The organism is Puerhibacterium puerhi (assembly GCF_009846865.1).
Lineage (GTDB): Bacteria > Actinomycetota > Actinomycetes > Actinomycetales > Cellulomonadaceae > Puerhibacterium > Puerhibacterium puerhi.
Window position 1 is genome coordinate 1 of the sequence record NZ_WUWN01000006.1, and the last position, 25220, is coordinate 25220.

Genomic DNA, 25220 nt, shown 5'->3' on the forward strand with positions numbered 1-25220 from the left:
CGCGGGCCGCGCTCGCGGGGCTGGTCGGCGCCCCGCTCCGACGGGGCGGCCGTGCCGTTCTCCGGGGCCGCCTGGGCCGCCGGGCCGCGGCCGCCGCGGCGGCCTCTCCCGCCCCGGCGCCGGGTGCGCTCGGGGGCGCGCTCGCTCGCGGCGGGCGTGGGGGAGGCGGGATCGGTGCTCACGACGTTCCATTCTCTCAAGCGGCGCAACCTCAAACCGCCGGACGGGTCGCGGCGGGTGCGGGGTCGGTCCCGACGGGCGCCCGGGGGCCGCCTTGCCCCGTCGTGGTGGAATCGACGGGTGCTCACCCGCCCCCGGACCCGCTTCGACCTGATCCCCCGCCGCGTGCGCGTGCACGCCGTCCGCGAGCTGTCCGGCTCGCTGCGGCGCACCACGTTCCGCGACGTCGACGGGGCGGACCCTGCCGCGCCGACGTCGCTCGCCGCGCTGCGGGCGCCCGGCCCCGAGGACCACGTCAAGGTCTTCCTGCCCGACCCCGCCACCGGCGTCCTGCACGCGCCGTGGATCGCGGCGGACGGCGGCCTGCAGCGCCCGGCCGACGGCGTCTCGATCTCGCGCGACTACACGGTGCGGGCCACCCGGACCGTCGACGGCGTCGCCGAGCTCGACGTCGACTGGGTGCTGCACGGCGACGAGGGGCCGGCGTCGGCCTGGGCCGCCCGCGCGCAGGAGGGCGACGAGATCGTGCTCGCCGGCCCGCGCGGCAGCCTCGGGGTGCCCGAGGGGCTCGGCCGGCTCACCGTCGTCGCCGACGAGACCGGGCTGCCTGCCGCCGCTCGGTGGGTCGACGCGGTGGGGCCGGGCGTGCCGGTCACGGCGATCGTGGAGATCGGCGACGACGTCGACGAGGCGCACGTGGAGGCCGAGCTCGGCCGGGCGTCCGTCGAGATCCTCTACCGGACCGACGGCCCGGGGCAGGTCGAGGAGGCGGTGCGCTCGCTCGGCGGGCTCGAGGCGGACGAGCTCCTCGTGGCGCTCGGCGAGGCGGGCGAGCTCGTGCCGGTGCGGCGGTACCTGCGCCGCGAGCTCGGCGTGGGGCCGGAGCAGCTGTCGATCTCGGGGTACTGGCGCCGCGGCGTGGTGAACCTCGACCACCACCTGCCGCTGGACCCGACCGACCCGGACTGAGACGGGCCGGGTCGCGACGCGCGGGTTCGCGGTGCGGACGGGCCGTCGCGGCACGGCGACCGCGGTGCCCGACGCTCATCCCTGGCTCCCTAGCTCCCTGGCTCCCTGGCTCCCTGGCTCCCTGGGCGGTCTGTTCGGTGATTCGTTGGCTGATCGGCGATCCGGATCGCCGATCAGCCAACGAATCACCGAACAGACGACGGGCGGGCGGCTCAGGCGTCGCCGGACAGCCGCCCGCTCTGGCCCTGCAGCTCGTCGATGAGCTCGGAGGCCTGCGCCTTGGTGAGGTTCTCGGGGACCTCGCGGCCCGCCTCGCGCGCGAGCGTCTGCAGGTAGCTGAGCTGGGCGCCGGTGGCGGGCTCCTCGCCGGTCGTCCAGTCCTCGGGGTCCTTGATGGTGCCGTCGGTGGTGTCGCTCATGCCGTCAACGTACGGGCGCCGCGGGACGGACGCGCGAGGAGCGGCGGCCCGGGCCGGCCAGCGGTTCTCTGCGCGCTCGCGCCGCGCCCGTGGCGGTCTGTTCGGTGATTCGTTGGCTGATCGGCGATCCGGATCGCCGATCAGCCAACGAATCACCGAACAGACGGGAGTGTTGGGTCCGGCGAATCACCGAACGGACGGGGCGTTCGGTGGGGCGAGTCACCGAACCGACGGGGGTGTGGGGTGGGGCGGGTGCGGCCCCCGGCGGGTCGAGGGGGCCGGGCCCGGGCCGCCGGCGGGGCGGCGACGGTGGTGGCGCAGCTCGTACACGCCCAGCGCCACCAGCACGAGGCCGAGCGCGACGAAGCCCACCAGGAACGGGTTCCACGCCAGGAGCACGCCGTTGCCGGCGCTCAGCGTGAGCGAGGCGACCCCCGTGAGCAGCAGGGCCACGTCACCGCGTGATTCCGGGCCCATGGGGGCCTCCCGGGTCTGACGGTTCTCTCGGCTCCCCACGCTACGGCCGCCGCGGCAGTGCCCGCACCCCTCCGCGGGTCGGGGGCGGGCTGCGTCGAACCGGGCCCCCCGGGCCCCCCGGGCCCCCCGGGCACCCCGAGCGCCCCCGGGCGCCGCCGGGCTGGGCAGGGCCGGGCTGGGCAGGGCCGGGCTGGCCGGGCTGCGCGAACCGGGCGGCCCCGGGCGCCGCCGGGTCGCACGGGGTCGGACGGCGCGGGGCCGGCCCCGCACCGGCCGGCCCGCCTCAGAGCAGGGCCCGCCCGTACCTGTCGGCGAGCGTCCGCACGTGCTCCACGAGCTCGGGCGGGTCGGTCACCCGGAAGTCGAGCCCCAGCATGCCGACCCACACCGCCACCGTCTCGACGCTGTCGCCGCCGGTGACCAGGACGCTGCGGCCGTCGGGCAGGCTCTCCACCGTGCCCACGGCCGGGTTGATGCGCGCCAGCACGTCCTCGGCGGGCGCCTCGACCGTGATGCGGGCGTGCACTGCCCACCCGGCCCGCGCCACCTCGCGCACCACGAACGCGGTGAGGTCGCCGGGGAAGTCCGCGGGCCGGAACCGCCGCCCGCCCGGCGTGCGCAGCCGCATCCAGTCGACGCGGTAGGGCGCCCACGCCGCGGTGCGCGGGTCGCGCGCGACGAGGTACCAGCGCCGCTGCCACGCGACGAGGTGGTACGGCTCGAGCTCGAGCGGCTCGTCGCGGTACCAGCAGCGGATCCCCTCGTGGTCGCGGATCGCGACCGAGACGGCGGTCAACTGCGCGGCGTCCACCTGCGGGTCCGCGACGTTGGAGTCGGTGTTGGCGGGTCCCGCCGTCGTCGCCGACCGCAGGGCGTCCACCTGGCGGCGCAGCCGGTCCGGCATCACCTGCTCGAGCTTGGTCAGGGCGGTCAGGCCGGACTCCTCGAACCCGGCCAGCCCGGTCGCGGCGCGCAGCCCGACGGCGACCGCGACCGCCTCGTCGTCGTCCAGGAGCAGCGGGGGCAACCGGGCGCCGGCTCCGAGCCGGTACCGGCCGCCGGGCCCGCGCACGGCGTCGACGGGGTACCCCAGGTCGCGCAGGCGGGCGACGTCGTTGCGCACGGTGCGGCCGGTGACGCCGAGCCGGTCGGCGAGCTCGGCGCCGGACCAGTCGGGCCGGGACTGCAGCAGGCCCAGCAGGGCCAGCAGGCGGGCGGAGGTGGAGCTCATCGCGTGGCCTCTCTGCCGGGGCGGCGGCGTCAGCTGGCGCCTGCCGGCGTCGTCGACGGCGTCGTCGACGACGCCCGAACCCTCTCGACGATAGAGGAAAGAACGGTTCCTGAACGGTTCCTAGCGTCGTTCTCGTCAGGCACCACCCGCCCCTCGCCGAAGAGAGCCCGCCATGGACGCCGAGACCACCCGCAGCACCCGGACCCCCGAGCCCACCACCGAGCCCATTGAGCCCACCACCGAGCCCACCACCGAGATCCGGCCGTTCGCCGTCGCGGTCCCGCAGGCGGACCTCGACGACCTGCACGAGCGCCTCGCGCGCACGCGCTTCGCTCCCGCCGCCCCCGGCGACTCCTGGGACTACGGCACCCCGCAGTCCTACCTGCGGGACATGGTCGGTCGCTGGCAGGCGTTCGACTGGCGCGCCGTCGAGGCCCGGCTGAACGCCTACCCGGGGTTCGTCACCGACGTCGACGGGCAGCGGATCCACTTCCTGCACGTGCGCTCGCCGCACGCCGACGCCACCCCGCTGCTGCTGGCGCACACCTACCCCGGCTCGGTGCTCGACTTCCTGGACATGATCGAGCCGCTCGTGGACCCGGTGGCCCACGGCGGCCGCCCGGAGGACGCCTTCGACGTCGTCGTCCCGTCGATGCCCGGCTTCGGGTGGTCGACGCCGCTGGTCGGCGAGGGCTGGACCATGGCGCGCGTGGCGCGGGCCTACGACACGCTGATGCGCCGCCTGGGATACGGCTCCTACGGGGTCCACGGCAGCGACGCCGGGGCGATGGTCGGCCGCGAGCTCGCCGTGCTCGACCCCGAGGGGTTCCGCGGCGCCCACGTGCTGCAGCTGTTCTCCTTCCCCAGCGGCGCGCCGGGGGAGATGGACGGGTTCGGGCCGACGGAGTACGCGGCGCTCGCGCACCTGCAGTGGTTCCAGTCCGTGGGCGCGTACAACGTCATGAACGCCTCGCGCCCGCAGACCGTGGCGGCCGGCCTGGCCGACTCGCCCGTGGCCACCCTCGCCTACGGCGAGCTGTTCGAGAGCTTCGGCAACGGCACCAGCCTGGTGCGGCCCGAGCAGGTGCTCGCCCAGGCCAGCCTCTACTGGCTGACCAACACCTACGCCACGGCCGCGCGCTACCACTACGCGGAGCAGCGCTCCGGCGCCGAGCCGGTGGTCAGCACCGGGCGGATCGGCGTCGCCGTCTTCGCCGACGACTTCCAGACGATCCGCTCCTTCGCCGAGCGGGACAACGCCGGCATCGAGCACTGGTCGGAGCACCCCCGCGGCGGGCACTACGCCGCGCTGGAGGTGCCGGACGACGTCGTGGCGGACCTGCGGGTGTTCTTCCGCTGAGCCGCCGGCGCGCTCGCCCGGCCCGGGGGCCCTGGGTACGCTGCGGTCCGGCGCGCGAGGGGCACGAGCGCGGCCGGCCGGCGCCCGCGCGGGGGCGGGTCGCGAGCACGGAGAACGTCAGGGGGGCGAGACCGTGAGGGTGAGGACGGCCTCGAGGTGGCGTGCGTGGGCGGCGCTGGGGGTCGCCGCGCTCGCGACCGGGCTGGTGTCGGCGTGCGGCGGGGCCTCCTCCGCAGGTCCGGCGGACGGGTTCCAGCGCGTCCGGACCGGCTGGGTCCAGCTCGACGTGCCGGAGGACTGGAGGGAGGTCGCGCTCGACGCGGGCCAGGACGACCTCTGGAAGGTCTCGTACGAGGACCCGCAGGGCACCACGCAGCTGCTGCTCGCCCCGGAGTACAGCGACCACTCCACCGCGGGCGAGGCGAACGCCGACCTCGTCGGGCTGGTCCAGCTCGGCCAGTACCCGAGCTTCGAGATCGTGCCGCGCGAGGAGAACAAGGACCAGGACGACTTCCGGACGTTCGCCCGCACCGACGCGACCTACGGGGAGGGCACCACGTACGAGGCGGTGATCTGGGGCGTGGCGGACGAGGACGAGCACGCCGTCCTGGCGCAGCTCACGTCCGAGAGCCTCGACCCGCAGCTCGTGCAGCAGATCGAGGACAGCTTCGTCGTCGATGCCGGGTGACGCTTCGATGAGCCGCACGCCCGTGGGTCGCCGCCGGTACGTGCCGGTGGTGCTCTTCGGTCTGATCGCCGTGCTCGGGCTGACGGGCGTCGCGCAGGTGTGGGGGTCGATCGAGCGGCCGGTCCCGATCGAGGACGCGGACCCGGTCGTCGGCACGCAGCCCCCGGAGGAGCCGGTCCGCGTGCTCGAGCCGGGGCAGGTGCTGCCCGCCCGGGCGCGCGGCCGGGACTCCGACGGGCGGGTCTACGGCCCCTTCCACGCCCAGGAGGGCGGCGACTACGTCCTGGTCGACCAGCAGGTCGAGGGTGGCCCGAAGGGGGAGCGCACGACCTTCGAGCCGGCGGCGCTGGAGCTGCTCGTCGACGGTCGGTCGGTGGCGGCGCTGCGAGCCGAGGACGGGCGGAGCAGCTCCGTCGGCGGCCCGGTGGTGATGACGACGTGGTTCCCGCGAAATGCGGTGGGCGAGGCCGAGGTCGCGGGGGCGAGCGTGGAGCTCCGGGTCACCACCCCGGCCGGGACCGTCTACACGGTCGACGGGCTCGACGTCGGCGAGGAGTCGCGCGGGGTCGTGCGGTCCCGGTGACGTCGGGCCGGGGCGGCCCGCGCGTCGCCGGCCCGCGCGCCGCCCGGCCGCCCGGCCGTCCTGTCTCGTCCTGGTCAGCCGCCTCCGCGCGAGCGACAATGCCGGGACGGGCCGGCGCGGGCCCGTGAGGGGAGCGTGCGCGATGACGGGCACCACCGAGGCGGCCACCACCGAGGCGGCCACCACCGAGGCCGGCACCGCGAGCGCCGGCCCCGGCCGGAGCGCCGCCGAGCGCCGCCTCGACACCCTGACGGCGATGGCCGACGACCTGGCCGGGCACTTCGAGCTGGTCCCCCTGCTGGAGCGCATCCTGCGGCACACCGTGGACCTGCTGGGCTGCGACAGCGGCTCGGTGTGCACCGTGGACGAGGCAGCGGGCACGTACCGCAAGGAGGTCGACCTCGGCGTCGTCTGCGAGGCCGGACGCACCTTCCCCCTCGCCGAGGGCGTCACGGGCGCCGTCGTGCGGGCCCGGGCGCCGGTGATCCTCGACGAGTACGCACAGGTGCCGGGCGGCCACATCCCCGAGCCGGAGCGCAGCGCCCTGCACGGCGTCATCGGCGTGCCGATCCGGTGGAACGGATCCATCCTCGGCACCTGCGTGGTCTTCAGCCGCGACCCCGGCCGCCGGTTCACGCCCGACGACGCCGCGCTGCTGGAGCTGTTCGCCACGCACGCCGCGATCGCCATCACCAACGCGCGCCTGCACGCCCAGGCCGCCGAGCGCGCGTCCGAGGCGGCCGCGGGGGCCGAGCGCGAGCGGGTGGTCCGCGACGTGCACGACACCGTGGGGCGCGGGCTGGCCGCCGTCCTGCTGCACCTCGACGCCGCCGGCCGGGGGTTCGCATCCGACGACGGCGCGGCGCGGCGCGGGGCCGCCCGGTCGCTCGCCGAGGCGCGCACGGCGGCCCGGGCCGCGCTCGCCGAGACCCGCCGCACCGCCCTGGGGCTCGGCCCCTCGCTGCTCGACGGGCGCTCGCTGGCCGAGGCGCTCGGGCTCGAGCTCGCCTGGGTGAAGTCGACGGCGGGCCTCGCCGCGCGGCTGGTCACGGTCGGCGAGCCGCGGGCGCTGGCCCCCGACGTCGCCCGCCAGCTGTTCCGCATCGTGCAGGAGGCGCTGACCAACGTCGTCGAGCACGCCGCAGCCACGGGCGTGCGGGTCGGGCTCGTGTACGGCGACACCTCGGTGTCCGCGCTGGTGGAGGACGACGGGCGCGGGTTCGACCCGCAGGCGGTGCGCCGCGGCCTCGGGCTGCGGGGCCTCGCGGCCCGCGCGCAGCACCTCGGCGGCACGGTGGTGGTGGACTCGACGCCCGGCTGGGGCACACGGGTGCGGGCCGAGGTACCGTACGCGCCCGGGGGCGCCCGCGCCGGGACGGGCGAGCGGTGGCGCGTGCTGGTGGTGCACCCGAGCCCGGTGGTGCGCGCCGGCCTGGTGCGGATGCTGGAGTCCACCGAGCCGGACGTGCAGGTGGTCGCCGAGCTCGCCGACCCCGCCCAGGCCGTCGAGGCGTACGGGCTGCTGCACCCGCACGTGGTGCTGACCGCGCTGCACATGCCGCACGTCGACGGCGTCCAGCTCACGTCGTACCTGCGCGCCGCCGACCCGCACGCCGCCGTCGTGCTGGTGGTGGGGTCCGTGGCCGACGACCGGGTGCGCGAGGCGGCGACGGGCGGCGCCGTGGGCTTCGTCGGGCACGACGTCGACGCCGCGGGCCTGGCGCGCGCGGTCGTCGCCGCCGCCCGTGGCGACCAGCTCGTGGCGGCCGACCTCTTCGCCGCCGCGGCGCCGTCGGGCAGCGCCGTGCGGCAGCTGACGCCCCGGGAGCGGCAGGTGCGCGCGCTGCTCGAGCAGGGGCTGGCCTACAAGCAGGTGGCCACGCGCCTGGGCATCTCGATCAAGACCGTCGAGAAGCACGTGGGCGCGATCCTGCGCAAGACCGGCGCCCCCAACCGCGCGGCGCTGCACGCCCTGCCGCCGCGGTAGGCGCGCCGAGCCGCCCGGCCCGCCCGGCGCGAGGGGGCTACGGGGACCCCACCCCGGCGTGGGGGAAAGCCCCCATGCCGGGCGCGCGCCCGCCTCGCCTAGCGTCCGGAGCAGGCCGGCGCCGCGGCAGCAGCCGCGGCGCCGGCCCAGGCGATCCGAGCAAGCCCGAGCGACCCGCTGGAGGCCACGGTGCCCGTCGTCCCGCTGAAGGAGATCGTCGACGCCGCGTTCGCGGACCGGTACGGCGTGCCGGCGATCAACGTCGTCAACGACCTGACGCTCGAGGCGGTCCTCGCCGGCGCCGTCCGGGCGCGCAGCCCCCTGATCGTCCAGACGTCGGTCAAGACCGTGAAGGCCTACGGCGCGCGGGTGCTGTACGCCATGTGGCAGTCCATGACCGAGGGCGTCGACGTGCCGGTCACGCTGCACCTGGACCACTGCCCGGAGCGCGCCGTCATCACCGAGTGCCTCGGCATCGGCTGGAACTCGGTGCTCTTCGACGCCTCGACGATGCCGGTCGCGGAGAACCAGCGCCAGACCGTCGAGGTGGTCGCCGAGGCCCGCGCCCACGGCGCGCACGTCGAGGGCGAGATCGAGTCGATCAAGGGCGTGGAGGACGGCATCGGCTCCGACACCGAGCCGCGCCGGCACAGCCTCGAGACGTCGCTGGAGTTCCTGCGGGAGACCGGCGTGGACGTGTTCGCCCCCGCCATCGGCAACGCGCACGGCGTCTACAGCAAGCGGCCCGACCTCGACTTCGAGCGCGTCTCCGAGCTCGTCGACGCCACGGGCGTGCCGATTGCGCTGCACGGCGGCAGCGGCCTGGCCGACGACCAGTTCAAGGACCTCATCGCCCGCGGCGCGGCCAAGGTCAACATCTCCACGCAGCTGAAGATCACCTTCATGCAGGCCAACCTGGCCTACCTGCGCGACGTCGCCGAGCCCGCCGACAGGTGGGACCCACCCAGCCTGTTCGGCCACGTGCGCCAGGCCGTCGTCGACATGACGGTGGGGCTCGCCGAGCGGTTCGGCTCGGCCGGGCGGGCCTGAGGGAGCGCCGCGATGCCCGCCCTGATCTTCGACTGCGACGGCGTGCTGGCCGACACCGAGCGCACCGGCCACCTGGTCGCGTTCAACCGCACCTTCGCCGAGCTGGGCGTGCCCGTGCAGTGGTCCGACGACGAGTACCGCGAGCTGGTGCGCATCGGCGGCGGCAAGGAGCGCATGCGCACCCTGCTGACGCCCGAGCGCGTCGCGGCCCAGGGCTGGCCGACGGACGACGAGGGCCAGGCCGCGCTGCTCAAGGACTGGCACGCCCGCAAGACGGCGATCTACACGGACATGGTCGCCGCCGGCGAGCTGCCCCCGCGCCCGGGCGTCGCGCGGCTCGCGGGGGAGGCGCACGAGGCCGGCTGGCAGCTCGCCGTCGCCTCGACGTCGGCGGAGCCGAGCGTGCGCGCCGTGCTCACGCACGCCGTGGGGCCCGAGCTCGCCGAGCGCTTCACGGTGCTCGCCGGCGACGTCGTGCCGCGCAAGAAGCCGGCGCCCGACATCTACCTGCTCGCCCTGGACCGCCTCGGCGCGGCGGCGGACGACGCCGTCGTCGTCGAGGACTCCGCCGGCGGGCTCGCCGCGGCGCTCGCGGCGGGGCTGACCACGGTGGTCACGGTCAGCGCCTACACGGGCGACGACGACTTCACGGGCGCGGCGCTCGTCGTGCCCGACCTCGACCACGGCCCGGCGCCGGAGGGCGGCACCGTGCCCGTCACCGTCTCCACGCTGGCGCACCTGCTCAAGGAGGACGCATGACCACCGCACGCCTCGCCGACGTCGAGTTCGTCGTCCGCAGCATCGCGCGCACCTGCCTGGCCAACGAGAAGGAGTTCGGCGAGCTCGACGCCGTCGTCGGCGACGGCGACTTCGGGTACTCGCTGGCCCGCGGGTTCGAGATCGTCGACAGCGGCTGGGACTCGTTCGACCGCACCGACATCGGCACGTTCCTGCAGAAGATCGCCGTGACCATCACCAGCCGCATCGGCGGGACCTCGGGCCCGATCTGGGGCACGGCGTTCCTGCGCGCTGCCGCGCAGGTCAAGGGGCAGACCACGCTCAGCGGCGACGACGTCGTGCGCATGCTGCGGGCAGCGATCGAGGGCATCAAGCAGCGCGGCGCGTCCGACGTCGGCGACAAGACGCTGCTGGACGCGCTCGTGCCGACGACCGACGCGATCGAGGCGGCGATCGCCGCCGGCGCGCCCGCCGCCGGCGCGCCCGCCGCCGACGTCCTGGCCCGGGCCGCCGCCGTCGCCCGCGAGGCCGCGGACGCGACGACCACCATGCAGGCGCGGCGCGGCCGCGCCGCCTACACCGGCGAGCGCTCCATCGGCTCGCCCGACGCCGGCGCCGTCGCGGTCGCCGTCATCACCGAGCGCCTGGCCGCCGAGTGGGCCACGCGCGCGCCCGCCCCCGCCTGAGCGCCCCCGCCCGGACCCCCACCACCGCCGTCGAAGGAGACCGCCGTGAAGAAGTTCGTCAACGAGCCCAAGCAGTTCGTCCCCGAGATGCTGCAGGGCATCGCCCTGGCCAACCCGGACACCCTCACCTACGTGCCGGAGTTCAACCTCATCATGCGCAAGGACGCGCCCCGCGAGGACAAGGTGTCGATCGTCCAGGGGTCGGGCTCCGGGCACGAGCCGGCGCACGTGCTCACCGTGGGCCGCGGCATGCTCGACGGCGCCTGCCCGGGCGACGTGTTCAGCGCGCCGCCGATGGACTACGTGTACGAGACGGCCAAGCGGCTGGCGTCGCCCAAGGGCGTGCTGCTGCTGGTCAACAACTACACGGGCGACCGGATGGCGTTCGAGATGGCGTCCGAGCTGGCCGAGGCCGAGGGCCTGGCCGTGCGGACGCTGTTCATCGACGACGACGTGTCGGTGCAGGACTCGACGTACACCGTGGGGCGGCGCGGCGTGGCCGGGAACTTCTTCGTGATGAAGGCCGTGGGGGCGGCCGCGGAGGAGGGGGCCGACCTGGACGAGCTGGTGCGCGTCGGGGAGAAGGTCAACTCCGTGACGCGGACGATGGGCCTGGCGCTGACGCCGTGCACGCCGCCCGCCAAGGGCTCCCCGCTGTTCGAGCTGGGCGAGGACGAGATCGAGATCGGCGTCGGCATCCACGGCGAGCCGGGGCGGCGGCGCGGCAAGCTGGCCTCGGCCGACGAGCTGCTCGCGGAGATCCTCGAGCCCGTGGTGGCCGACCTGCCGTTCTCCTCCGGCGACCGCGTGGCGCTGATGATCAACGGCCTGGGCGGCACCCCGATCAGCGAGCTGTACCTGCTGTACGGGCGGGCGCACCAGCAGCTCGCGGACCGCGGCATCACCGTGGGGCGCAGCTACGTGGGCGAGTACTGCACCAGCCTCGACATGGCCGGCGCCTCGGTGACGCTGGTGCGGCTCGACGACGAGATCGAGCGGCTCCTGGCGGCCCCCGCCGAGATCGGCGTGCGGATCTTCTAGCCTGGCCGCGTGACCACGTCCCGCGCCGCGCTCGTCGCCGAGCTCACGGCCGAGCTCACCGCGCTGGCCCAGCAGCGCGCCGCCGTCGAGAGCGCGCTGCGGCGGGCGCTGCTGCGCGCGGCGAGCGCGAAGGTCGGGCAGGCGCTCATCGCCGAGGCGATGGGCGTCTCCCAGCCGGCGGTGTCCCAGGCGATCACGACGGCGCGCAAGGACGTGCTCGGGCGCACCGCCTCCGGCCGGGCGGTGCTCGCCCACCGCCGCGCGCTGCTGGAGGCCGCCAAGGCGCACCGGGCCCGGGACGTGCGGGTCGTGGGCGCTGTGGCGCGCGGCGAGGCGGGCGCGGAGCTGGAGCTGCTGGTCCGGCTGCCCGCGTCCGCCGGCCCGCACGACGCCGCCGCGCTGGCGGGCGCGCTCGTCGAGCTGCTCGGGCTGCAGGTCGCCGTCGACGCCGAGCACCTGCTCGACGCGCCGGCGCTCGCGGCCCGCGCCGCCGACGCCGTCCCGCTGTGACCCGGCGCGCCCCGGGACCCCGGCGCGCGTGATAGGACGAACCGTGCGCATCGCCGTCCTCGACGACTACCAGCAGGTCGCCCACAACTACGCCGACTGGGCCAGCCTCGGCGCCCCGATCGTCTTCCTCGAGGAGCCGCTGGCCGACGACGACGCGGTCGCCGCGGCGCTCGCGGGCTGCGACGTCGTCGTCGCCATGCGGGAGCGGACGGCGTTCACCGCCGAGCGGTTCGCGCGGCTGCCCGACCTGCGGCTGCTCGTCACGACGGGGCGGCAGAACGCGGCGATCGACCTCGAGGCGGCCCGCGCCCACGGCGTCGTCGTGTGCGGCACCGACTCCCCGGCGTCGGCGACGCCCGAGCTGACCTGGGCGCTGATCCTCGCGCTGGTGCGCAACGTCCCGGAGGAGGACGCGCGCCTGCGCGCCGGCGGCTGGCAGCGGACGGTCGGCACCGACCTGGCGGGGCAGCGGCTCGGCGTCGTCGGGCTCGGGCGCCTCGGTGCGCAGGTCGCGACCATCGGCGCGGCGTTCGGCATGGACGTCGTGGCGTGGTCCCAGCACCTGGACCCGGACGTCGCCCGGGGCTTCGGCGTGACCCCGCTCGACAAGGAGGACCTGTTCGCCACGTCCGACGTGGTGACCGTGCACTACAAGCTGAGCGAGCGCAGCCGCGGGATCGTGGGCCGCGAGGACATCGCCCGGATGAAGCCGACCGCGTACCTCGTCAACACCTCGCGCGGGCTGCTCGTGGACACCGCCGCGCTGCTCGAGGCGCTGCACGCCGGGACGATCGCGGGCGCGGGCCTGGACGTGTACGACGACGAGCCGCTGCCCGCCGACCACCCGCTGCGCTCCGCCCCGCGCACCGTGCTCACGCCGCACCTGGGCTACGTCACGCACGGCACCTACGAGGTCTTCTACCGCCAGGCCGTCGAGGACGTCGCCGCCTGGGCCGCCGGCCGCCCCCTGCGCGTCCTGGCCTGAGCGGCGCGGGCTGACGGCGCCGGCGCGACGGTGCCGGCGCGCGGCGTCAGGGGACGATCCACCCCAGGGGCGCCACGGGGTCGACGGCGGCACCCGGGGCGGCGGCGTGGGCGAGCGTGCCCGCGGCCTCGGCCACGACCCGGGTCTCCATCTTCATGGCCTCGAGCACCGCGAGCGGCTGGCCGTCCTCGACCGCCGCGCCGTCGTCGGCCAGCCAGCGCACCAGCGTGCCGGGGACGGGCGCGACGACGGCGGTGCGGCCGTCCGCCGCCGGAGCGCCGGCACCCTCGCCCGGCGTCGCTCCGGCGGCCTCGCCCGCCGGAGCGCCGGCGATCCCGCCCAGCGCCGCGGCGGCGGACGCCGGCAGCCGCAGCCGCGTGCGCCGCCCGTCCAGCTCCACCCAGGTCTCCATGACGCCCGGCTCGGGCGCCGGGTCGGCCAGCGCCTGCACGTCGAGCCGGGCGGTCAGCTCGGTCTCGATCCACTGGGTGTGCACGGCGAAGTCCGCCGCGCCGCCGGGTGCCGCGAACGCGGGATCGTCGAGCACGGCGCGGTGGAACGGCAGCACCGTCGGCACGCCCTCGACCCGCGTCTCGGCCACGGCGCGCCGGGCCCGGGCCAGCGCGGCCGCGCGCGTCGGCCCCCACACGACCACCTTGGCGACCAGGGAGTCGAACTGGCCGGGCACCGCCGACCCGGACTCCACCCCGGCGTCGACCCGCACGCCCGGCCCGGCCGGCGCGACGAACCGCTCGATGCGGCCCGGGGAGGGCAGGAAGCCGCGGGCCGGGTCCTCGGCGTTGACCCGCAGCTCGATCGCGTGCCCGCGCGCCGGCGGCGGCGCCACCACGGACAGCGGTTGCCCGTCGGCGATGCGCAGCTGCTCGACGACGAGGTCCAGGCCGGTGGTCTCCTCGGTGACCGGGTGCTCCACCTGCAGGCGGGTGTTGACCTCGAGGAACGACAGCGTGCCGTCCGCGCCGAGCAGCATCTCCACGGTGCCGGCGCCGCGGTAGCCCGCCGCGGCGCAGATGGCGTGGGCGGCGTCGGCCACCCGCTCGCGCACCCCGTCGGGCAGGAACGGCGCGGGCGCCTCCTCGACGAGCTTCTGGTGGCGCCGCTGCAGCGAGCAGTCGCGCGTGCCGACGACGAGGACCGTGCCGTGGGCGTCGGCGAGCACCTGCGCCTCGAGGTGGCGGGGACGCTCGAGGAACCGCTCGACGTAGCACTCCCCGCGGCCGAACGCCGCGGTGGCCTCGCGCCGGGCCGCCTCGAACAGCTCGGCCACCTCGTCGAGCTCGCGGGCGACGCGCAGGCCGCGCCCGCCGCCGCCGTGCGCGGCCTTGACGGCCACGGGCAGTCCGTGCGCCTCGGCGAACGCCACGGCCTCGGCCGCCGACGCCACCGGCCCGTCGGTGCCGGGCACGAGCGGTGCGCCCACCGACCGCGCCAGCGCCCGGGCGGCCACCTTGTCGCCGAGCAGCTCGATCGTCTCCGGCGCGGGGCCCACCCACGCGAGGCCGGCGTCGAGCACGGCCCGGGCGAAGCCGGCGTCCTCGGCGAGGAACCCGTAGCCGGGGTGGACGGCGTCGGCGCCGGAGCGGCGCGCGACGTCGAGCAGGGCGGCGGCGTCCAGGTACGTCTCGGCCGCGGTGCGCCCCGGCAGGGCCCACGCCTCGTCGGCGGCGCGCACGTGCAGGGCGTCGCGGTCCGGGTCGGCGTAGACGGCGACGGAGGCGACGTCGAGGTCGCGGCAGGCGCGGGCGACCCGCACGGCGATCTCGCCGCGGTTGGCGACGAGCACCTTGGTGATCCGGGTCAGCGTCATGCGGGGGCCTCGCTCCGGGTCTCGTTCGGGGTCTCGCCCAGGGTCTCGTTCGGGGTCTCGCCCTGGGCGGCGTGGGGGACGGGGACGAACCGCACCCGCGCGCCGGCGGGCAGCTGGCCGAGCAGCGGCGCCTGCGCGGCGACGACGGCGCCGACCACGGGGTAGCCGCCGGTCACGGGGTGGTCGGCGAGGAACAGCACAGGCTGGCCGTCGGGCGGCACCTGCAGCGCGCCCACCACGCAGCCCTCGCTGGGCAGCTCCCCGGGACGGGCCCAAGGCACCGGCGCGCCGGCCAGCCGCAGCCCCACGCGGTTGCTGCGCGGCGTGACCTCCCAGTCCTGGTCCGTCAGCGCGGCGATCCCGGCGTCGCCGAACCAGTCGGCGCGCGGGCCGAGCACCACGTGCAGCACGACGGCGTCGCCGCCGGGGGACGGCAGGGGCGCGATGGCGTCGACGGCGTCGGCGTGGGCGGCATCGGCGGCGGCCCGGCCGGGCACGTCGGGCAGGCCCGGCGCCGCGGCGGGCAGCCCCGGCCCGACGGCGCCCACCGGCAGCACGTCCCCGGCCGCCGCCGGCGCGGGGCCGAGGCCCGCCAGCACGTCGGTGGACCGCGAGCCCAGCACCGGCGGGACGGCGACGCCGCCGCGCACCGCCACGTACGTCCGGGCCCCGCGCCTGGGCGTGCCGAGCCGCAGCTCCTCGCCGTCGTCGAGCGCGATCGCCGCGGGGCCGGCCGCTGTCGCCGTCGCGGGGGTGCGCCGCGGGCGGCCGGCCGGGTGGTCGTCCGGGGCGAGGCCGAGCACCGTGACCGGCGCGGGCGCGCCGGCCACCGCGACGACCTGCGGGCCCCGGGCGCGCAGCCGCAGCGGGCCGATCACCTCCAGCGCCGCGGCGCCGGGCGGGTTGCCGACGGCGCGGTTCGCCGCGCGCAGGCTCACCGGGTCGAGGGCGCCCGACGCGGCGACGCCCAGGTGGGCCCGGCCGGGTCGTCCGAGGTCCTGCACGAGCGTCTGCACGCCGGGGGAGACGACGACGAGGGCGCCGGCGAGCGGCGCGTCGGCCGGCTCGCCGGAGGTCGGCTCACGCGAGGCCGGTGCCGGGGCGGCCGGCCGGGCTTCGGCCGTCGCCGCCGGTGGCCGCCCGCCCGCCGACGCACGCTCGCGCACCGCGACGAACCGCACCAGGTCGCCCGGCCGCCAGAGCGACGGCGGCTCGCGGGACGTGTCCCACACCCGTGCCGCGGTGCGCCCGACGAGCTGCCACCCGCCGGGACTCTCGCGCGGGTAGACGCCGGTGTGCGGGCCGGCCAGCGCCACGGACCCCGCCGGCACGTGGGTGCGGGGGCTGGGCCGGCGCGGCACGTCGGGCCACGCGGGCACGTCGGCGCCGGGGCCGCCCTCCGCCGTGAGGTAGGCGAACCCGGGCGCGAAGCCCATGTACCCCACCACCCAGGTGAGGGCCGTGTGCCGCCGCACCAGCTCCGCCGGCGACCACCCGAGCAGGGCAGCCACCGCGGCGAGGTCGGCGCCGTCGTACACGGTGGGGATCTCGACGCGCCGGCTGCGGCCGACCGGCCGGCGCACCAGCGGCCGCCGGCGCAGCTCGGCCGCGAGCGCCGCGGCCGTCATCGCCGACGGCCGGAACGGCACGAGCACGGTCCGCGCCCCGGCCACCGGCTCGCCGACGCCCGGGACCGGGTCGTCGGTCAACGACTCGAGCAGCGCGACGGCCTGGTCCAGGTCTGCCAGCTCGACGAGCACGGCGTCGTCGCGGGCCGGCAGGATCCGCACGCTCAGGCCCCGGCGGACGTGAAGGGGCGCACCGCCACACCCGCGGCGTCCAGGACCTCGCGCACCCGCCGGGCCATCGCCGCCGCGCCGGGCGTGTCCCCGTGCACGCACACCGAGCCGGCGGGCACCGCCACGAGCGACCCGTCGACCGCCTCGACGACCCCCTCGGTGACGAGCCGCAGCACGCGTCGCGCGACGTCGTCGGGGTCGTCGAGCACGGCACCGGGCTCACGACGGGGGACGAGCGTCCCGGCCGGCGTGTAGGCGCGGTCGGCGAACGCCTCGGCGACGGTCGGCAGCCCGGCCGCCTCGGCGGCGGCCAGCGCACGCGACCCCGGCAGGCCGAGCACCGCCAGGGACGGGTCGACGGCGGCCACGGCCGCGGCGACGTCGGTGGCGACGCGCTCGTCCACGGCCGCGGTGTTGTAGAGCGCGCCGTGCGGCTTGACGTAGGAGACGCGGCCGCCCTCCGCGGCGGCGAGCGCCTGCAGCGCGCCGACCTGGTAGACGACGTCGGCCTGCAGCTCCTCGCTCGGCACGTCCATGCGGCGGCGGCCGAAGCCGGCCAGGTCGCGGTAGCCGACGTGCGCCCCGACCGCGACCCCGCGTGCGACGGCGAGGCGCACGGTGCGGCGGATCGAGGCCGGGTCGCCGGCGTGGAACCCGCACGCCACGTTGGCCGACGACACGACGGCGAGCATCGCGGCGTCGTCGCCCAGGGTCCAGCGGCCGAACCCCTCGCCGAGGTCGCTGTTGAGGTCGACGGCGGTCATACCGCCAGTGTGCGCCCTGGTCGGCAGGGGGCGCGGGATCCTCCCCGCGGAGCGCGCGGCGGTCTGGGCGCGGCGAGCGCGGGTGATTCCTCCGGTGAACTTGGCCGCCGAGGGTGGCGCGCCGCGGGGGTGAGGTCGACAGTGGGACGGTGGGGAGCCGCTCGGCTCCCCCGGACCCTGGGCACGGGGGGCACTGCCGACCCCTGTGCCGCGGGGGGACGGTCGTCGTGCGCGTCCGGAGGTCCGGTTCATGGGGGAGTCTGTGCCGCCCGGTCCCGTCCGTCAGGCTGCCGTGGGCGGCCGGCGGCGACAGGCGCTGCGGCGCGCGGGGGCGAGCGGGCTGACCGCCGCGCTCGCCGCCGGCCTGCTGTCGACGGCGTCGGCGAGCGTGCCGGCCACGGGCCCGTCGCCCGGGCCGCGCGCAGCGGTCGCCGAGAGCTTCCGACAGGCCGCGGCCGCGCCGGCGGTCTCGGTGGGGCGGCTCGGGACGGGCGTCGGCGTGGAGTCGCTCGACGAGATCTTCGCGCTGCTGGAGCGCGCCGAGCGCTCCACCTCGGCCTCCGCGGCGCCGGAGTCCGGGGCCGCCGAGGCCGAGGTGGAGCGAGCGGCCGCTGAGCTCGACGCGCTGCTGAGCACCTACGTGGCGCAGCACCCGTGGGTGGTCCCCGCCGCGCGTGCCGCCGCGTCCGGGAAGGGTGGGCCGGCGGACGCCGACGGCCGCCGCGGGGACGACGGCCGGGACGACGGCCGGGACGACGGCCGGGACGACGGCCGGGACGCGGCGAGCGACCCGGGGGCCGCGGCGCCCGCCGTACCGGCCCCCGCGCTGGCCCCCGCGCTGGCCCCCGCGCCGTCTCCTGCGCCGTCTCCTGCGCCGCCTCCCGGGCCCGCCGAGGCAGCCCCGGAGGTGCCGGCCGGCACGGACACCCTGCCGCGGGACGCGGACCTGGCGCCGCTCGAGGAGGAGCCGCTCGGCGCGGACCCCGCCGGCACGGACCCCGCGACGGTCGGGGCAGGCGCTGCGTCGCGCGGCGCGGGGCACCCGGACGAGTCGCGCGAGGTGACGTTCGACGACCTGGCGCTCGCCGCCACGCGCCTGGCCGACCTGCTCGACCCGGCGCAGTCGTACGAGGTCTCCCTGCGGCTCGCGCCCCGGTTCGGGACGTCGTGGTCGTCGTCGTGGTCGGCGTCGGCCGGCCTGGGGTCGACGAGCGTCGGCGCCCTCTCCGACCTCCAGCGCTACCGCATGTCCACGGCCGGCTACCTCAACGGGCGCATCCCCCTCGACGTGCTCTGCCCGCTGCCGTTCGCCCCGGGCCACCGCCTGCGCTGCGACGCCGCGGCCCGGCTGGCCGCTCTCGACGCGGCGTTCGAGGAGCGGTTCGGCCGGCCGATCCCGATGACCGACTCCTACCGCTCGTTCGACGCGCAGGTCCGCCTCAAGGCGACCAAGGGCTTCCTCGCGGCCACGCCGGGTTACTCCAACCACGGGTGGGGGATCGCCGTGGACCTCGGGTACCCGATCAGCACCGGCCTCTCCGCGGAGTACCGCTGGCTGCGCCTGCACGGCCCCGACTACGGCTGGGACAACCCCGCGTGGGCGCGGCTCGACGGCAGCAAGCCCGAGCCGTGGCACTTCGAGTTCTTCGCAGGCGGCCCGGTGCCGCACCGCGCCGAGTCGGAGCGGGACATCGTGTCCCGGCCGCCCGCGGGCCCCGTGGTCGCGGCGTCGGGCGAGGGGCCGCGGAAGCAGGGCACGACGACGTCGCCGCCGGCGGGCGCCCGCGCGTCCGCCGAGCCCGCACCGAAGCCGTCGGCGAAGCCCGCGACGAAGCCCGCACCGAAGCCGACGCCGACGCCGTCGGCGAAGCCCGCCCCGAGACCGACGCCCTCACCGACGCCCTCACCGACGCCGTCGCCGAGCCCCGACCCCTGGACGCCGGCCGACCCGTCGACGAGCCCGGAGCCACCGAGCGAGACCCCGGGCGAGGCGCCGAGCGAGCCGCAGACCCCGGGCGAGCCGCCGACGGAGACCCCGGCCGAGGCCCCGAGCGAGACGTCGGACGAGACGCCGAGCGAGCCCGAGACGCCGAGCGAGCTCGAGACGGCGAGCGAGCCGCCGGCCGAGACCCCGGCCGAGACCCCGGCCGAGGCGCGGGCCGAGACCGCGGGGCCGAGCGGGGCGCCGTCGCCGGAGCCCGCGCCCGAGCCGGCCACGCTCACCGTCCCCGACGTCGTCGGCGAGCGCGGCGACGAGGCGGCCGCCACCCTGGAGGACGCCGGCCTGGGGGTGCGCACCGACGCCGAGCCGAGCGAGGACGTCCCGGACGGTCGCGTGGTCAGCACGAGCCCGGAGCCCGGCGCCACCGTCGAGGCCGGGACGACGACCCGGCTGGTGGTGTCCACCGGTCCCGAGGAGGAGGCGTCGCCGACCGATGACCCGGGTGCCGAGCCGGGCCCCGCACCCTCCGGCGACCGGTCCGCCCCGGCCGGCACCCCCGCCACCTCCTCCGCCCCGACGTCGTCGGGCCGCCGCGGGCGCCGGTCGTGACGGTGCCCGACGTCGGACGGTACTTCCGCGACGGGCGCCTCACGGCGATGCCGCGGCGCTGGCGGGACCGAGTCGCGGTGGCCCGCTACGTGGCCAGCAGCGTGCTGCCCGAGCTGCTCGAGCCGATCGGCGAGCGGGAGCTGACGCGGCGGCTCGCCGCCGTCGTCGACGACCCGGTGGCGATGCGGCGGGCGCTCGTGGACCTCGGGCTGGTGCAGCGGGCGCGCGACGGCTCCGTCTACTGGCGCGGCGAGCGCACCGAGCACGACGACACGCCCGAGGACCCCCGCGACGTCGCGCGCAGTGACGTAGGTCACTCCGCGGGCACCCACCTGCCCGCCGACCCGCACGGAGACGAGCGGCACACCCCGCACGGGGGCTTCCACACTGAACGCTGACGGCGTGCGCGGTACGGTCGCTTCCATGACCAGCCCGACCGACGTGAGCCCCACCGAGCGGCGTGCGCTCGACGGCCTGCGCGAGTCGGGCATCGCCTTCGAGGTGACCCGTCACGGCCCCGTCCGCTCCCTGGCGGAGGCTGCCGCGGCGCGGGGAGTCGCGCCGGCCCGGGTGCTCAAGACGATCGTGGTGCGCCGCGGCGACGACGACTTCCTCTTCGTGCTCGTGCCGGGGGACCGGCAGATCTCCTGGCCGCGGCTGCGGGCGCTGCTGGGCGTGTCCCGGCTGTCGCTGCCGGACAAGGAGGTGGCGCGGGAGGTCACCGGGTACGAGCGGGGCACGATCACGCCGTTCGGCTCGCTGCGGGCCTGGCCCGTGGTCGCCGACGCGCGCGTGGCCGGCGCCGGACGCGTGTCGATCGGGGCGGGTGGCCACGGCGTGGCGGCCACCGTCGACGGTGACGACCTCGTGCGCGTGCTCGACGCGCAGGTAGCCGACGTCACGGACGAGGCGGGCTCCTCCTGACCTAGGGCCCGCAGCCCGATCCAGGTTCGCCGGGCCTGGACGCCACCACCGTCAACGACAAGACTTCGGCCCGCCCCGGGGCTCCGGCGCCCGGGGCGAGCCACACCGACCACGGAGCGGGACTGACCACATGGACCTGGACGAGAACGAGCAGCGGACCGAGACGGGGTCCGGGATCACGTGCACGTCCACGCCGGGCGGCACGCTCGTGACGCTGTGGGGCGAGGTCGACGCGTCGCTGCGCGAGGCGGCGAGCGAGGCGATGGCGACCCTGGCCGCGCACGGGTCCGGCCGCCCCGTCGTCGTCGACGCCCGCGACGTCACGTTCATCGACTCCTCCGGCGTCGCGTTCATCCTGCAGGTCTACGTCCTGGGCCAGGAGACGGGCACACCGGTCAGCCTGCGCGACCCCTCCGAAGCGGTCGTCGAGGTGCTCGACATGGTGGGGATCGGCGGGCGCATCCCGGTGACCCGCACGGCCGAGAGCGCCCCGTGAGCCGTCCCCGCCGGGGATGGGTGCGCGCGCTCGTCACGCTGCTGGTGCTCGCCGCGCTGCTGGTCGCGGCCGACCGCGCCGCCGCGTGGTTCGCCGGGAACGCGGCCGCCCAGGCGCTCGAGACGCGCGGCGAGGGGGTCACCGGCGCCGACGTGTCCGTGCACGGCTTCCCGTTCCTCACCCAGCTCGCCGCCGGCAGCCTCGACGACGTCACGGGGACGATGCGGTCCGGCACGTTCGGCACGTACGAGCTGCGCGACGTCCGGTTCGCGACGTCGGACCTCGAGCCGCGCGCGCCGTACCACGCCTCCGCGGCGCAGGCGGACGGCGTGCTCACCTACGCGTCCGTCCAGGCGGCCCTGGCCGACCAGGTCGGCGCGGACGTGAGCGTCGGCGCCGCCGAGCCCGCCGAGGACGGCGCCGGCGCGCTGGAGGTCACCTTCCCGGCCACCGTGCTGGGCGCCACGGTCGACGTCGGGGCGACGGCGGTGCCGACCGTCACCGACGAGTCCACGGTGACCCTCGACGTCCGGTCCGTCACCGTGGCCGGCGCCCGGCTGGACCCCGACGACCTGCCGGGCGGGCTCGGCGACCGGGTGCGGCAGATCGCGGTGCCGCTGGACCTGCCCGCCGGCGTCGCGCTGCGGTCGGTGGCGGCCGAGCCCGAGGGGCTGCGGATCGCCCTGGCCGCGCAGGACGTCGACCTCGCGTCGCTGGCGGCGGAGGGCTGACGTGCCCCGCGGCGCGGCGACGGGGGGCGCGCCCGGTGCGGGCACGCCGCCCGGCGCCCTCGGCGTCGACGCCGTCCGCCGCGCCCGCCTGGCCGCCCACCGGCTCGCGCGGCCCGACCTGCCCACGCTGCCCGCCGTCGTCGGGCACCTGCTGGCCGTGCAGGGGCAGGAGTTCCTCCCCGCGCTGTGGGGCGCCGGCCGGCGCGTCGCGCCCGCCGCCCGACCCGACGCCGCCGCGTCGGTGGCGGACTTCGACGCCGGGGCGGTGCTGCGCACGCACGTGCTGCGGCCCACCTGGCACCTGCTGCTGCCCGGCGACGCCCGCTGGCTGCTGGAGCTCACCGCCGCGCGGGTGCTGCGCACCACCGCGTCCACCGAGCGCGCCCACGGGATCGCCGACCCGGCCCGCTGCCTCGACGCCGTCGCCGACCTCGTCGCCGCCGGCCCGCTGACCCGGGCCGAGGTGAAGGACGGGCTCGTGGCACGCGGCCTGCTCGCCCCGGGCGCGACAGGGTTCGAGGTGGGCCAGGTGCTCATGACCGCGGAGCTGCGCCGCGCCGTCATCAGCGGGCCGCTGCGCGGACGCCAGCACACCTACGCGGCGTTCGACGACCGCGTGGCACCGGGGTACGGGCCGCTCGGCGAGCGGTTCGACCGCGACGCGGCGCTCGTCACGCTGTGGCGCGGCTACCTGCGCGGGCGGGCGTGGGCCACCGTCAAGGACGCGGCCCAGTGGTCGGGGCTCACCCTGACCGAGCTCCGCCGCGGCCTGGACCTGCTGCGGGAGGCCGAGCCGGGCGCGGTCGTCGACGCGCCCGGCACCGGCGCGCTCGAGGGGCTGACGCTGCACGGGCTGGCCGAGGTCGTCGACGCGGCCGGGGAGGACGCGGCCACCGACGGCGCCGGCCCGGGGGTGGACCTCATGCAGGGCTACGACGAGCTGTTCGTCGGCTACGGCCCCTCCCGCCTCGTCGTGCGCGACCCCGTCGCCGGCGAGGAGCCGCTCGCGGCGCGGCCCGCGCTGCTGCACGTCCTGGCCGTCGACGGGCTCGTGGCCGGGCGCTGGCGGTGGAGCGCCGGCCCGCGGCGGCTCGAGGTCGCCACCGTGTGGGCGCGGCCGCCGTCGCCGGCGGAGGAGGCCGCGCTGGCCGCGCGCGCCGCGGAGGCCGCCGCGTGGTGGGGGCTCGAGCTGCGGCGCGGCTGACCGCCCTGGCGCGCCGTCGCAGCCCGCTCAGCGCCTGTCCAGCATGTGGACAGGCGTTGAGCCGGCTGTGACGAGCACGGAAGGGTCTGGCGTGTGAGCAGCACGACGATCGAGGGCAAGCCTCGCGAGCAGTGGACCGGCCAGACGGGGTTCATCCTGTCCGCGATCGGGTCCGCCGTCGGGCTGGGGAACATCTGGCGGTTCCCCGGCGTCGCGTACGAGAACGGGGGCGGCGCGTTCCTGGTGCCGTACCTCGTGGCGCTCCTGACCGCAGGGATCCCGATCCTGCTGCTCGACTACGCGGTCGGGCACCGCTACCGGGGCTCGGCCCCCACGGCGTTCCGGCGCCTGGCGCGCTGGCTGGAGCCGCTCGGCTGGTTCCAGGTGCTCATCAGCTTCGTCATCGCCGTCTACTACGCCGCGGTCGTGGCATGGGCGCTGAGCTTCTTCGTCTACTCCTTCGACCTGCGCTGGGGCGACGACCCGGCCGGCTTCTTCACCGGCAGCTACCTGCAGCTCGCCGACGTCGGCGGGGCGGACCCGTGGGTCTCCCTCGACTTCGTCCCCGCCGTGCTGGTGCCGCTCGTGCTCGTGTGGATCGTGGCCATCGGCGTGCTCGTCGCCGGCGTGGCCAAGGGCCTGGAGCGGGCCAACGTCATCTTCATCCCGCTGCTCGTGGTCGGCTTCGGGATCCTCGTGGTCCGCTCGCTCACCCTGCCGGGCGCGACCGACGGTCTCGACGCGCTGTTCACCCCGAACTGGGCAGCCCTCGGCGACGCGGACGTGTGGATCGCCGCCTACGCACAGATCTTCTTCTCGCTGTCCGTGGCGTTCGGCATCATGATCACCTACTCCTCGTACCGCCGGCGCCGGGCGAACCTGACCTCGCCGGGGCTCGTGGTGGCGTTCGCTAACTCCAGCTTCGAGATCCTCGCCGGCATCGGTGTGTTCGCCGCGCTCGGGTTCCTGGCCCACCAGCAGAGCGTGGCGGTCGGCGACATCGAGGGCCTCACGGGGCCGATCCTGTCCTTCGTCACGTTCCCGACGATCGTCTCGCAGATGCCCGCCGGGCCGCTGTTCGGCTGCCTCTTCTTCGGCTCCCTGGCGATCGCGGGGTTCACGTCGTTCATCTCCATCCTGCAGGTGGTCTCGGCCGCCTTCCAGGAGAAGTTCGGCCTCAGCCGCCGCCAGGCGCCGGTGCGGATCGGCATCGTGGCGGCCGTGCTGTCGATCGTGGGCATGGGCACCACCACCGGGCTGGTCGCCCTGGACACGATCGACAACTGGGCCAACAACGTCGGCATCGTCGCGTCGGCCGTGCTGACCTGCATCCTCGTGGTGTGGGTGCTGCGCCGGGCGCCGCTGCTGCGCGCGCACCTCAACGCCGTCTCGACCACGCAGGTCGGCCCGTGGTGGTACGCCTGCGTCGGGGTCGTGGTGCCGTTCGTCCTCGCCTTCATGCTGGTGTCCCGGATCGTCTCGCTCGTCGCCGAGGGTTACGAGGGCTACGCCACCTGGTACCTCAACGTGTTCGGTTGGGGCATGATCGGAGTGCTGGTCGTGGGCGCGTTCGTCTTCGCGCGGATCCGCTGGCGGGTCGATCCCGACGTGTTCGAGCCGTGGCCCATGATCGGCGCGACCACCGGTGGCGCGGCCAGCGGGGCCGACGAGAGGCGTCCCGGCGCGACGGACGCCGGGAAGGAGGGTCGGCGATGAGCGGCGCGGCGACGGTGCTGCTGGTGCTGGCGCTCGTGATCGTCTGGGGCGGTCTCGCGGTCAGCATCGTGGCGATCGGCCGGCGACCGGAGCGGACGGACTACCCGGCCGGCGGCGTGGACGACGACCGGGACGACGACGCCCCGGGGATCCGCGACACCTGACAGGTGTGGGTCGCACCGCAATTTGAGAATGTTCAACCTCGGATGCATACTCATGCATGGCGCTGTCGCGCCGTCGGGTCCTCTGCTCCCCTGACGACAGAGATTTGGCGGGTGCCGGTGCGCCGACCCCACGCCCGCC

General features: G+C 76.9%; 25 protein-coding genes and 1 pseudogene. 19 read left to right on the forward strand and 7 right to left on the reverse strand.

Features of this window, described 5'->3' with window-relative positions:
• Positions 1 to 182, reverse strand: a pseudogene (locus tag GSF02_RS05155) (hypothetical protein); the annotation flags it as partial.
• A gap of 118 nt (positions 183 to 300) precedes the next feature.
• Here GSF02_RS05155 and GSF02_RS05160 point away from each other — a divergent pair.
• Positions 301 to 1149: a siderophore-interacting protein gene (locus GSF02_RS05160; RefSeq protein ID WP_159793456.1), complete on the forward strand. Its 849-nt coding sequence runs from the start codon at positions 301 to 303 to the stop codon at positions 1147 to 1149.
• Between the two features lie 212 nt (positions 1150 to 1361).
• On the opposite strand, the gene GSF02_RS05165 is transcribed toward GSF02_RS05160, so the two are convergent.
• From GSF02_RS05165 to GSF02_RS05175, 3 genes are all read right to left on the reverse strand, one after another.
• Positions 1362 to 1568: a DUF3072 domain-containing protein gene (locus tag GSF02_RS05165; RefSeq protein WP_159793458.1), complete on the reverse strand. Its 207-nt coding sequence runs from the start codon at positions 1566 to 1568 to the stop codon at positions 1362 to 1364.
• A 219-nt stretch (positions 1569 to 1787) separates the two neighbouring features.
• Positions 1788 to 2045 (reverse strand): hypothetical protein, encoded by a 258-nt coding sequence (locus GSF02_RS05170; RefSeq protein ID WP_159793460.1) that lies wholly within the window; start codon positions 2043 to 2045, stop codon positions 1788 to 1790.
• Between the two features lie 283 nt (positions 2046 to 2328).
• Positions 2329 to 3276 (reverse strand): helix-turn-helix transcriptional regulator, encoded by a 948-nt coding sequence (locus GSF02_RS05175; RefSeq protein ID WP_159793462.1) that lies wholly within the window; start codon positions 3274 to 3276, stop codon positions 2329 to 2331.
• A gap of 172 nt (positions 3277 to 3448) precedes the next feature.
• Between GSF02_RS05175 and GSF02_RS05180 the strand changes: the two genes are divergently transcribed.
• The 10 genes from GSF02_RS05180 to GSF02_RS05225 all read left to right on the forward strand — a co-directional run bounded on the left by GSF02_RS05180 (position 3449) and on the right by GSF02_RS05225 (position 12904).
• Positions 3449 to 4636: an epoxide hydrolase family protein gene (locus tag GSF02_RS05180; protein ID WP_159793464.1), complete on the forward strand. Its 1188-nt coding sequence runs from the start codon at positions 3449 to 3451 to the stop codon at positions 4634 to 4636.
• 133 nt (positions 4637 to 4769) lie between these two features.
• Complete coding sequence (locus tag GSF02_RS05185; RefSeq protein ID WP_159793466.1) at positions 4770 to 5324, forward strand: hypothetical protein; 555 nt, start codon at positions 4770 to 4772, stop codon at positions 5322 to 5324.
• Positions 5325 to 5331: 7 nt separating this feature from the next.
• A complete protein-coding gene (locus GSF02_RS05190) occupies positions 5332 to 5907 on the forward strand; it encodes a hypothetical protein (RefSeq protein ID WP_159793468.1) in 576 nt (191 codons plus the stop codon).
• Positions 5908 to 6049: 142 nt separating this feature from the next.
• Positions 6050 to 7894, forward strand: coding sequence for a GAF domain-containing protein (locus tag GSF02_RS05195; protein WP_159793470.1), 1845 nt, complete (start codon positions 6050 to 6052; stop codon positions 7892 to 7894).
• A gap of 189 nt (positions 7895 to 8083) precedes the next feature.
• Positions 8084 to 8944 carry a class II fructose-bisphosphate aldolase gene (locus GSF02_RS05200; RefSeq protein WP_159793472.1) on the forward strand — a complete coding sequence of 287 codons (861 nt, stop codon included), beginning with the start codon at positions 8084 to 8086 and terminating at the stop codon, positions 8942 to 8944.
• Between the two features lie 12 nt (positions 8945 to 8956).
• The gene (locus GSF02_RS05205; protein ID WP_159793474.1) at positions 8957 to 9703 is read left to right on the forward strand and encodes an HAD-IA family hydrolase; all 747 of its coding nucleotides are present in this window, start codon (positions 8957 to 8959) and stop codon (positions 9701 to 9703) included.
• A complete protein-coding gene (gene dhaL / locus GSF02_RS05210) occupies positions 9700 to 10368 on the forward strand; it encodes a dihydroxyacetone kinase subunit DhaL (RefSeq protein ID WP_159793476.1) in 669 nt (222 codons plus the stop codon). Before GSF02_RS05205 ends, dhaL begins: the two co-directional genes overlap by 4 nt.
• A gap of 45 nt (positions 10369 to 10413) precedes the next feature.
• The gene (dhaK, locus tag GSF02_RS05215; RefSeq protein ID WP_159793478.1) at positions 10414 to 11409 is read left to right on the forward strand and encodes a dihydroxyacetone kinase subunit DhaK; all 996 of its coding nucleotides are present in this window, start codon (positions 10414 to 10416) and stop codon (positions 11407 to 11409) included.
• Positions 11410 to 11418: 9 nt separating this feature from the next.
• Positions 11419 to 11919 (forward strand): hypothetical protein, encoded by a 501-nt coding sequence (locus GSF02_RS05220; protein WP_159793480.1) that lies wholly within the window; start codon positions 11419 to 11421, stop codon positions 11917 to 11919.
• A gap of 43 nt (positions 11920 to 11962) precedes the next feature.
• Positions 11963 to 12904 carry a D-2-hydroxyacid dehydrogenase family protein gene (locus GSF02_RS05225; RefSeq protein WP_159793482.1) on the forward strand — a complete coding sequence of 314 codons (942 nt, stop codon included), beginning with the start codon at positions 11963 to 11965 and terminating at the stop codon, positions 12902 to 12904.
• A 46-nt stretch (positions 12905 to 12950) separates the two neighbouring features.
• On the opposite strand, the gene GSF02_RS05230 is transcribed toward GSF02_RS05225, so the two are convergent.
• Genes GSF02_RS05230 through GSF02_RS05240 form a run of 3 tightly spaced genes read right to left on the reverse strand, consistent with a single transcriptional unit; the run spans position 12951 to position 17295 of the window.
• Positions 12951 to 14732, reverse strand: coding sequence for an acetyl/propionyl/methylcrotonyl-CoA carboxylase subunit alpha (locus GSF02_RS05230; protein WP_201308805.1), 1782 nt, complete (start codon positions 14730 to 14732; stop codon positions 12951 to 12953).
• Positions 14729 to 16522, reverse strand: coding sequence for a 5-oxoprolinase subunit B/C family protein (locus GSF02_RS05235; RefSeq protein WP_159793484.1), 1794 nt, complete (start codon positions 16520 to 16522; stop codon positions 14729 to 14731). Before GSF02_RS05235 ends, GSF02_RS05230 begins: the two co-directional genes overlap by 4 nt.
• Positions 16523 to 16524: 2 nt before the next feature.
• On the reverse strand, positions 16525 to 17295 hold the full coding sequence (locus GSF02_RS05240) for a LamB/YcsF family protein (protein WP_159793486.1): 771 nt from the start codon (positions 17293 to 17295) through the stop codon (positions 16525 to 16527).
• Between the two features lie 250 nt (positions 17296 to 17545).
• On the opposite strand from GSF02_RS05240, the gene GSF02_RS05245 reads away from it, so the two are divergent.
• The 8 genes from GSF02_RS05245 (at position 17546) to GSF02_RS05280 (ending at position 25081) form a co-directional block, all read left to right on the forward strand.
• Positions 17546 to 19846 (forward strand): PASTA domain-containing protein, encoded by a 2301-nt coding sequence (locus GSF02_RS05245; RefSeq protein WP_159793488.1) that lies wholly within the window; start codon positions 17546 to 17548, stop codon positions 19844 to 19846.
• 2 nt (positions 19847 to 19848) lie between these two features.
• The gene (locus GSF02_RS05250) at positions 19849 to 20244 is read left to right on the forward strand and encodes a DUF2087 domain-containing protein (RefSeq protein ID WP_235915382.1); all 396 of its coding nucleotides are present in this window, start codon (positions 19849 to 19851) and stop codon (positions 20242 to 20244) included.
• A gap of 25 nt (positions 20245 to 20269) precedes the next feature.
• The gene (locus GSF02_RS05255) at positions 20270 to 20770 is read left to right on the forward strand and encodes an aminoacyl-tRNA deacylase (RefSeq protein WP_159793490.1); all 501 of its coding nucleotides are present in this window, start codon (positions 20270 to 20272) and stop codon (positions 20768 to 20770) included.
• Between the two features lie 130 nt (positions 20771 to 20900).
• Entirely contained in the window at positions 20901 to 21266 is a 366-nt protein-coding gene (locus tag GSF02_RS05260; RefSeq protein ID WP_159793492.1) for an STAS domain-containing protein, read from the forward strand.
• Positions 21263 to 21997, forward strand: coding sequence for an LmeA family phospholipid-binding protein (locus GSF02_RS05265; RefSeq protein ID WP_159793494.1), 735 nt, complete (start codon positions 21263 to 21265; stop codon positions 21995 to 21997). The genes GSF02_RS05260 and GSF02_RS05265 overlap by 4 nt, the downstream gene beginning before the upstream one ends.
• Before the next feature lies 1 nt (position 21998).
• Positions 21999 to 23201 (forward strand): DNA glycosylase AlkZ-like family protein, encoded by a 1203-nt coding sequence (locus tag GSF02_RS05270; protein WP_159793496.1) that lies wholly within the window; start codon positions 21999 to 22001, stop codon positions 23199 to 23201.
• A 93-nt stretch (positions 23202 to 23294) separates the two neighbouring features.
• Positions 23295 to 24917 (forward strand): sodium-dependent transporter, encoded by a 1623-nt coding sequence (locus tag GSF02_RS05275; protein ID WP_159793498.1) that lies wholly within the window; start codon positions 23295 to 23297, stop codon positions 24915 to 24917.
• Entirely contained in the window at positions 24914 to 25081 is a 168-nt protein-coding gene (locus tag GSF02_RS05280) for a methionine/alanine import family NSS transporter small subunit (RefSeq protein ID WP_159793500.1), read from the forward strand. The genes GSF02_RS05275 and GSF02_RS05280 overlap by 4 nt, the downstream gene beginning before the upstream one ends.
• The last annotated feature ends 139 nt before the right edge of the window (positions 25082 to 25220 follow it).

Excerpts from the sequence above, each read along its gene's own strand:
- GSF02_RS05260 (WP_159793492.1), top strand. The coding sequence starts at position 20,901 with ATGGACCTGGACGAGAACGAGCAGCGGACCGAGACGGGGTCCGGGATC.
- GSF02_RS05170 (WP_159793460.1), bottom strand. The coding sequence starts at position 2,045 with ATGGGCCCGGAATCACGCGGTGACGTGGCCCTGCTGCTCACGGGGGTC.
- GSF02_RS05195 (WP_159793470.1), top strand. The coding sequence starts at position 6,050 with ATGACGGGCACCACCGAGGCGGCCACCACCGAGGCGGCCACCACCGAG.
- GSF02_RS05205 (WP_159793474.1), top strand. The coding sequence starts at position 8,957 with ATGCCCGCCCTGATCTTCGACTGCGACGGCGTGCTGGCCGACACCGAG.
- GSF02_RS05165 (WP_159793458.1), bottom strand. The coding sequence starts at position 1,568 with ATGAGCGACACCACCGACGGCACCATCAAGGACCCCGAGGACTGGACG.
- GSF02_RS05280 (WP_159793500.1), top strand. The coding sequence starts at position 24,914 with ATGAGCGGCGCGGCGACGGTGCTGCTGGTGCTGGCGCTCGTGATCGTC.
- GSF02_RS05180 (WP_159793464.1), top strand. The coding sequence starts at position 3,449 with ATGGACGCCGAGACCACCCGCAGCACCCGGACCCCCGAGCCCACCACC.
- GSF02_RS05245 (WP_159793488.1), top strand. The coding sequence starts at position 17,546 with ATGGGGGAGTCTGTGCCGCCCGGTCCCGTCCGTCAGGCTGCCGTGGGC.
- GSF02_RS05175 (WP_159793462.1), bottom strand. The coding sequence starts at position 3,276 with ATGAGCTCCACCTCCGCCCGCCTGCTGGCCCTGCTGGGCCTGCTGCAG.
- GSF02_RS05240 (WP_159793486.1), bottom strand. The coding sequence starts at position 17,295 with ATGACCGCCGTCGACCTCAACAGCGACCTCGGCGAGGGGTTCGGCCGC.
- GSF02_RS05230 (WP_201308805.1), bottom strand. The coding sequence starts at position 14,732 with ATGACGCTGACCCGGATCACCAAGGTGCTCGTCGCCAACCGCGGCGAG.
- GSF02_RS05190 (WP_159793468.1), top strand. The coding sequence starts at position 5,332 with ATGAGCCGCACGCCCGTGGGTCGCCGCCGGTACGTGCCGGTGGTGCTC.
- dhaL (WP_159793476.1), top strand. The coding sequence starts at position 9,700 with ATGACCACCGCACGCCTCGCCGACGTCGAGTTCGTCGTCCGCAGCATC.
- GSF02_RS05255 (WP_159793490.1), top strand. The coding sequence starts at position 20,270 with ATGACCAGCCCGACCGACGTGAGCCCCACCGAGCGGCGTGCGCTCGAC.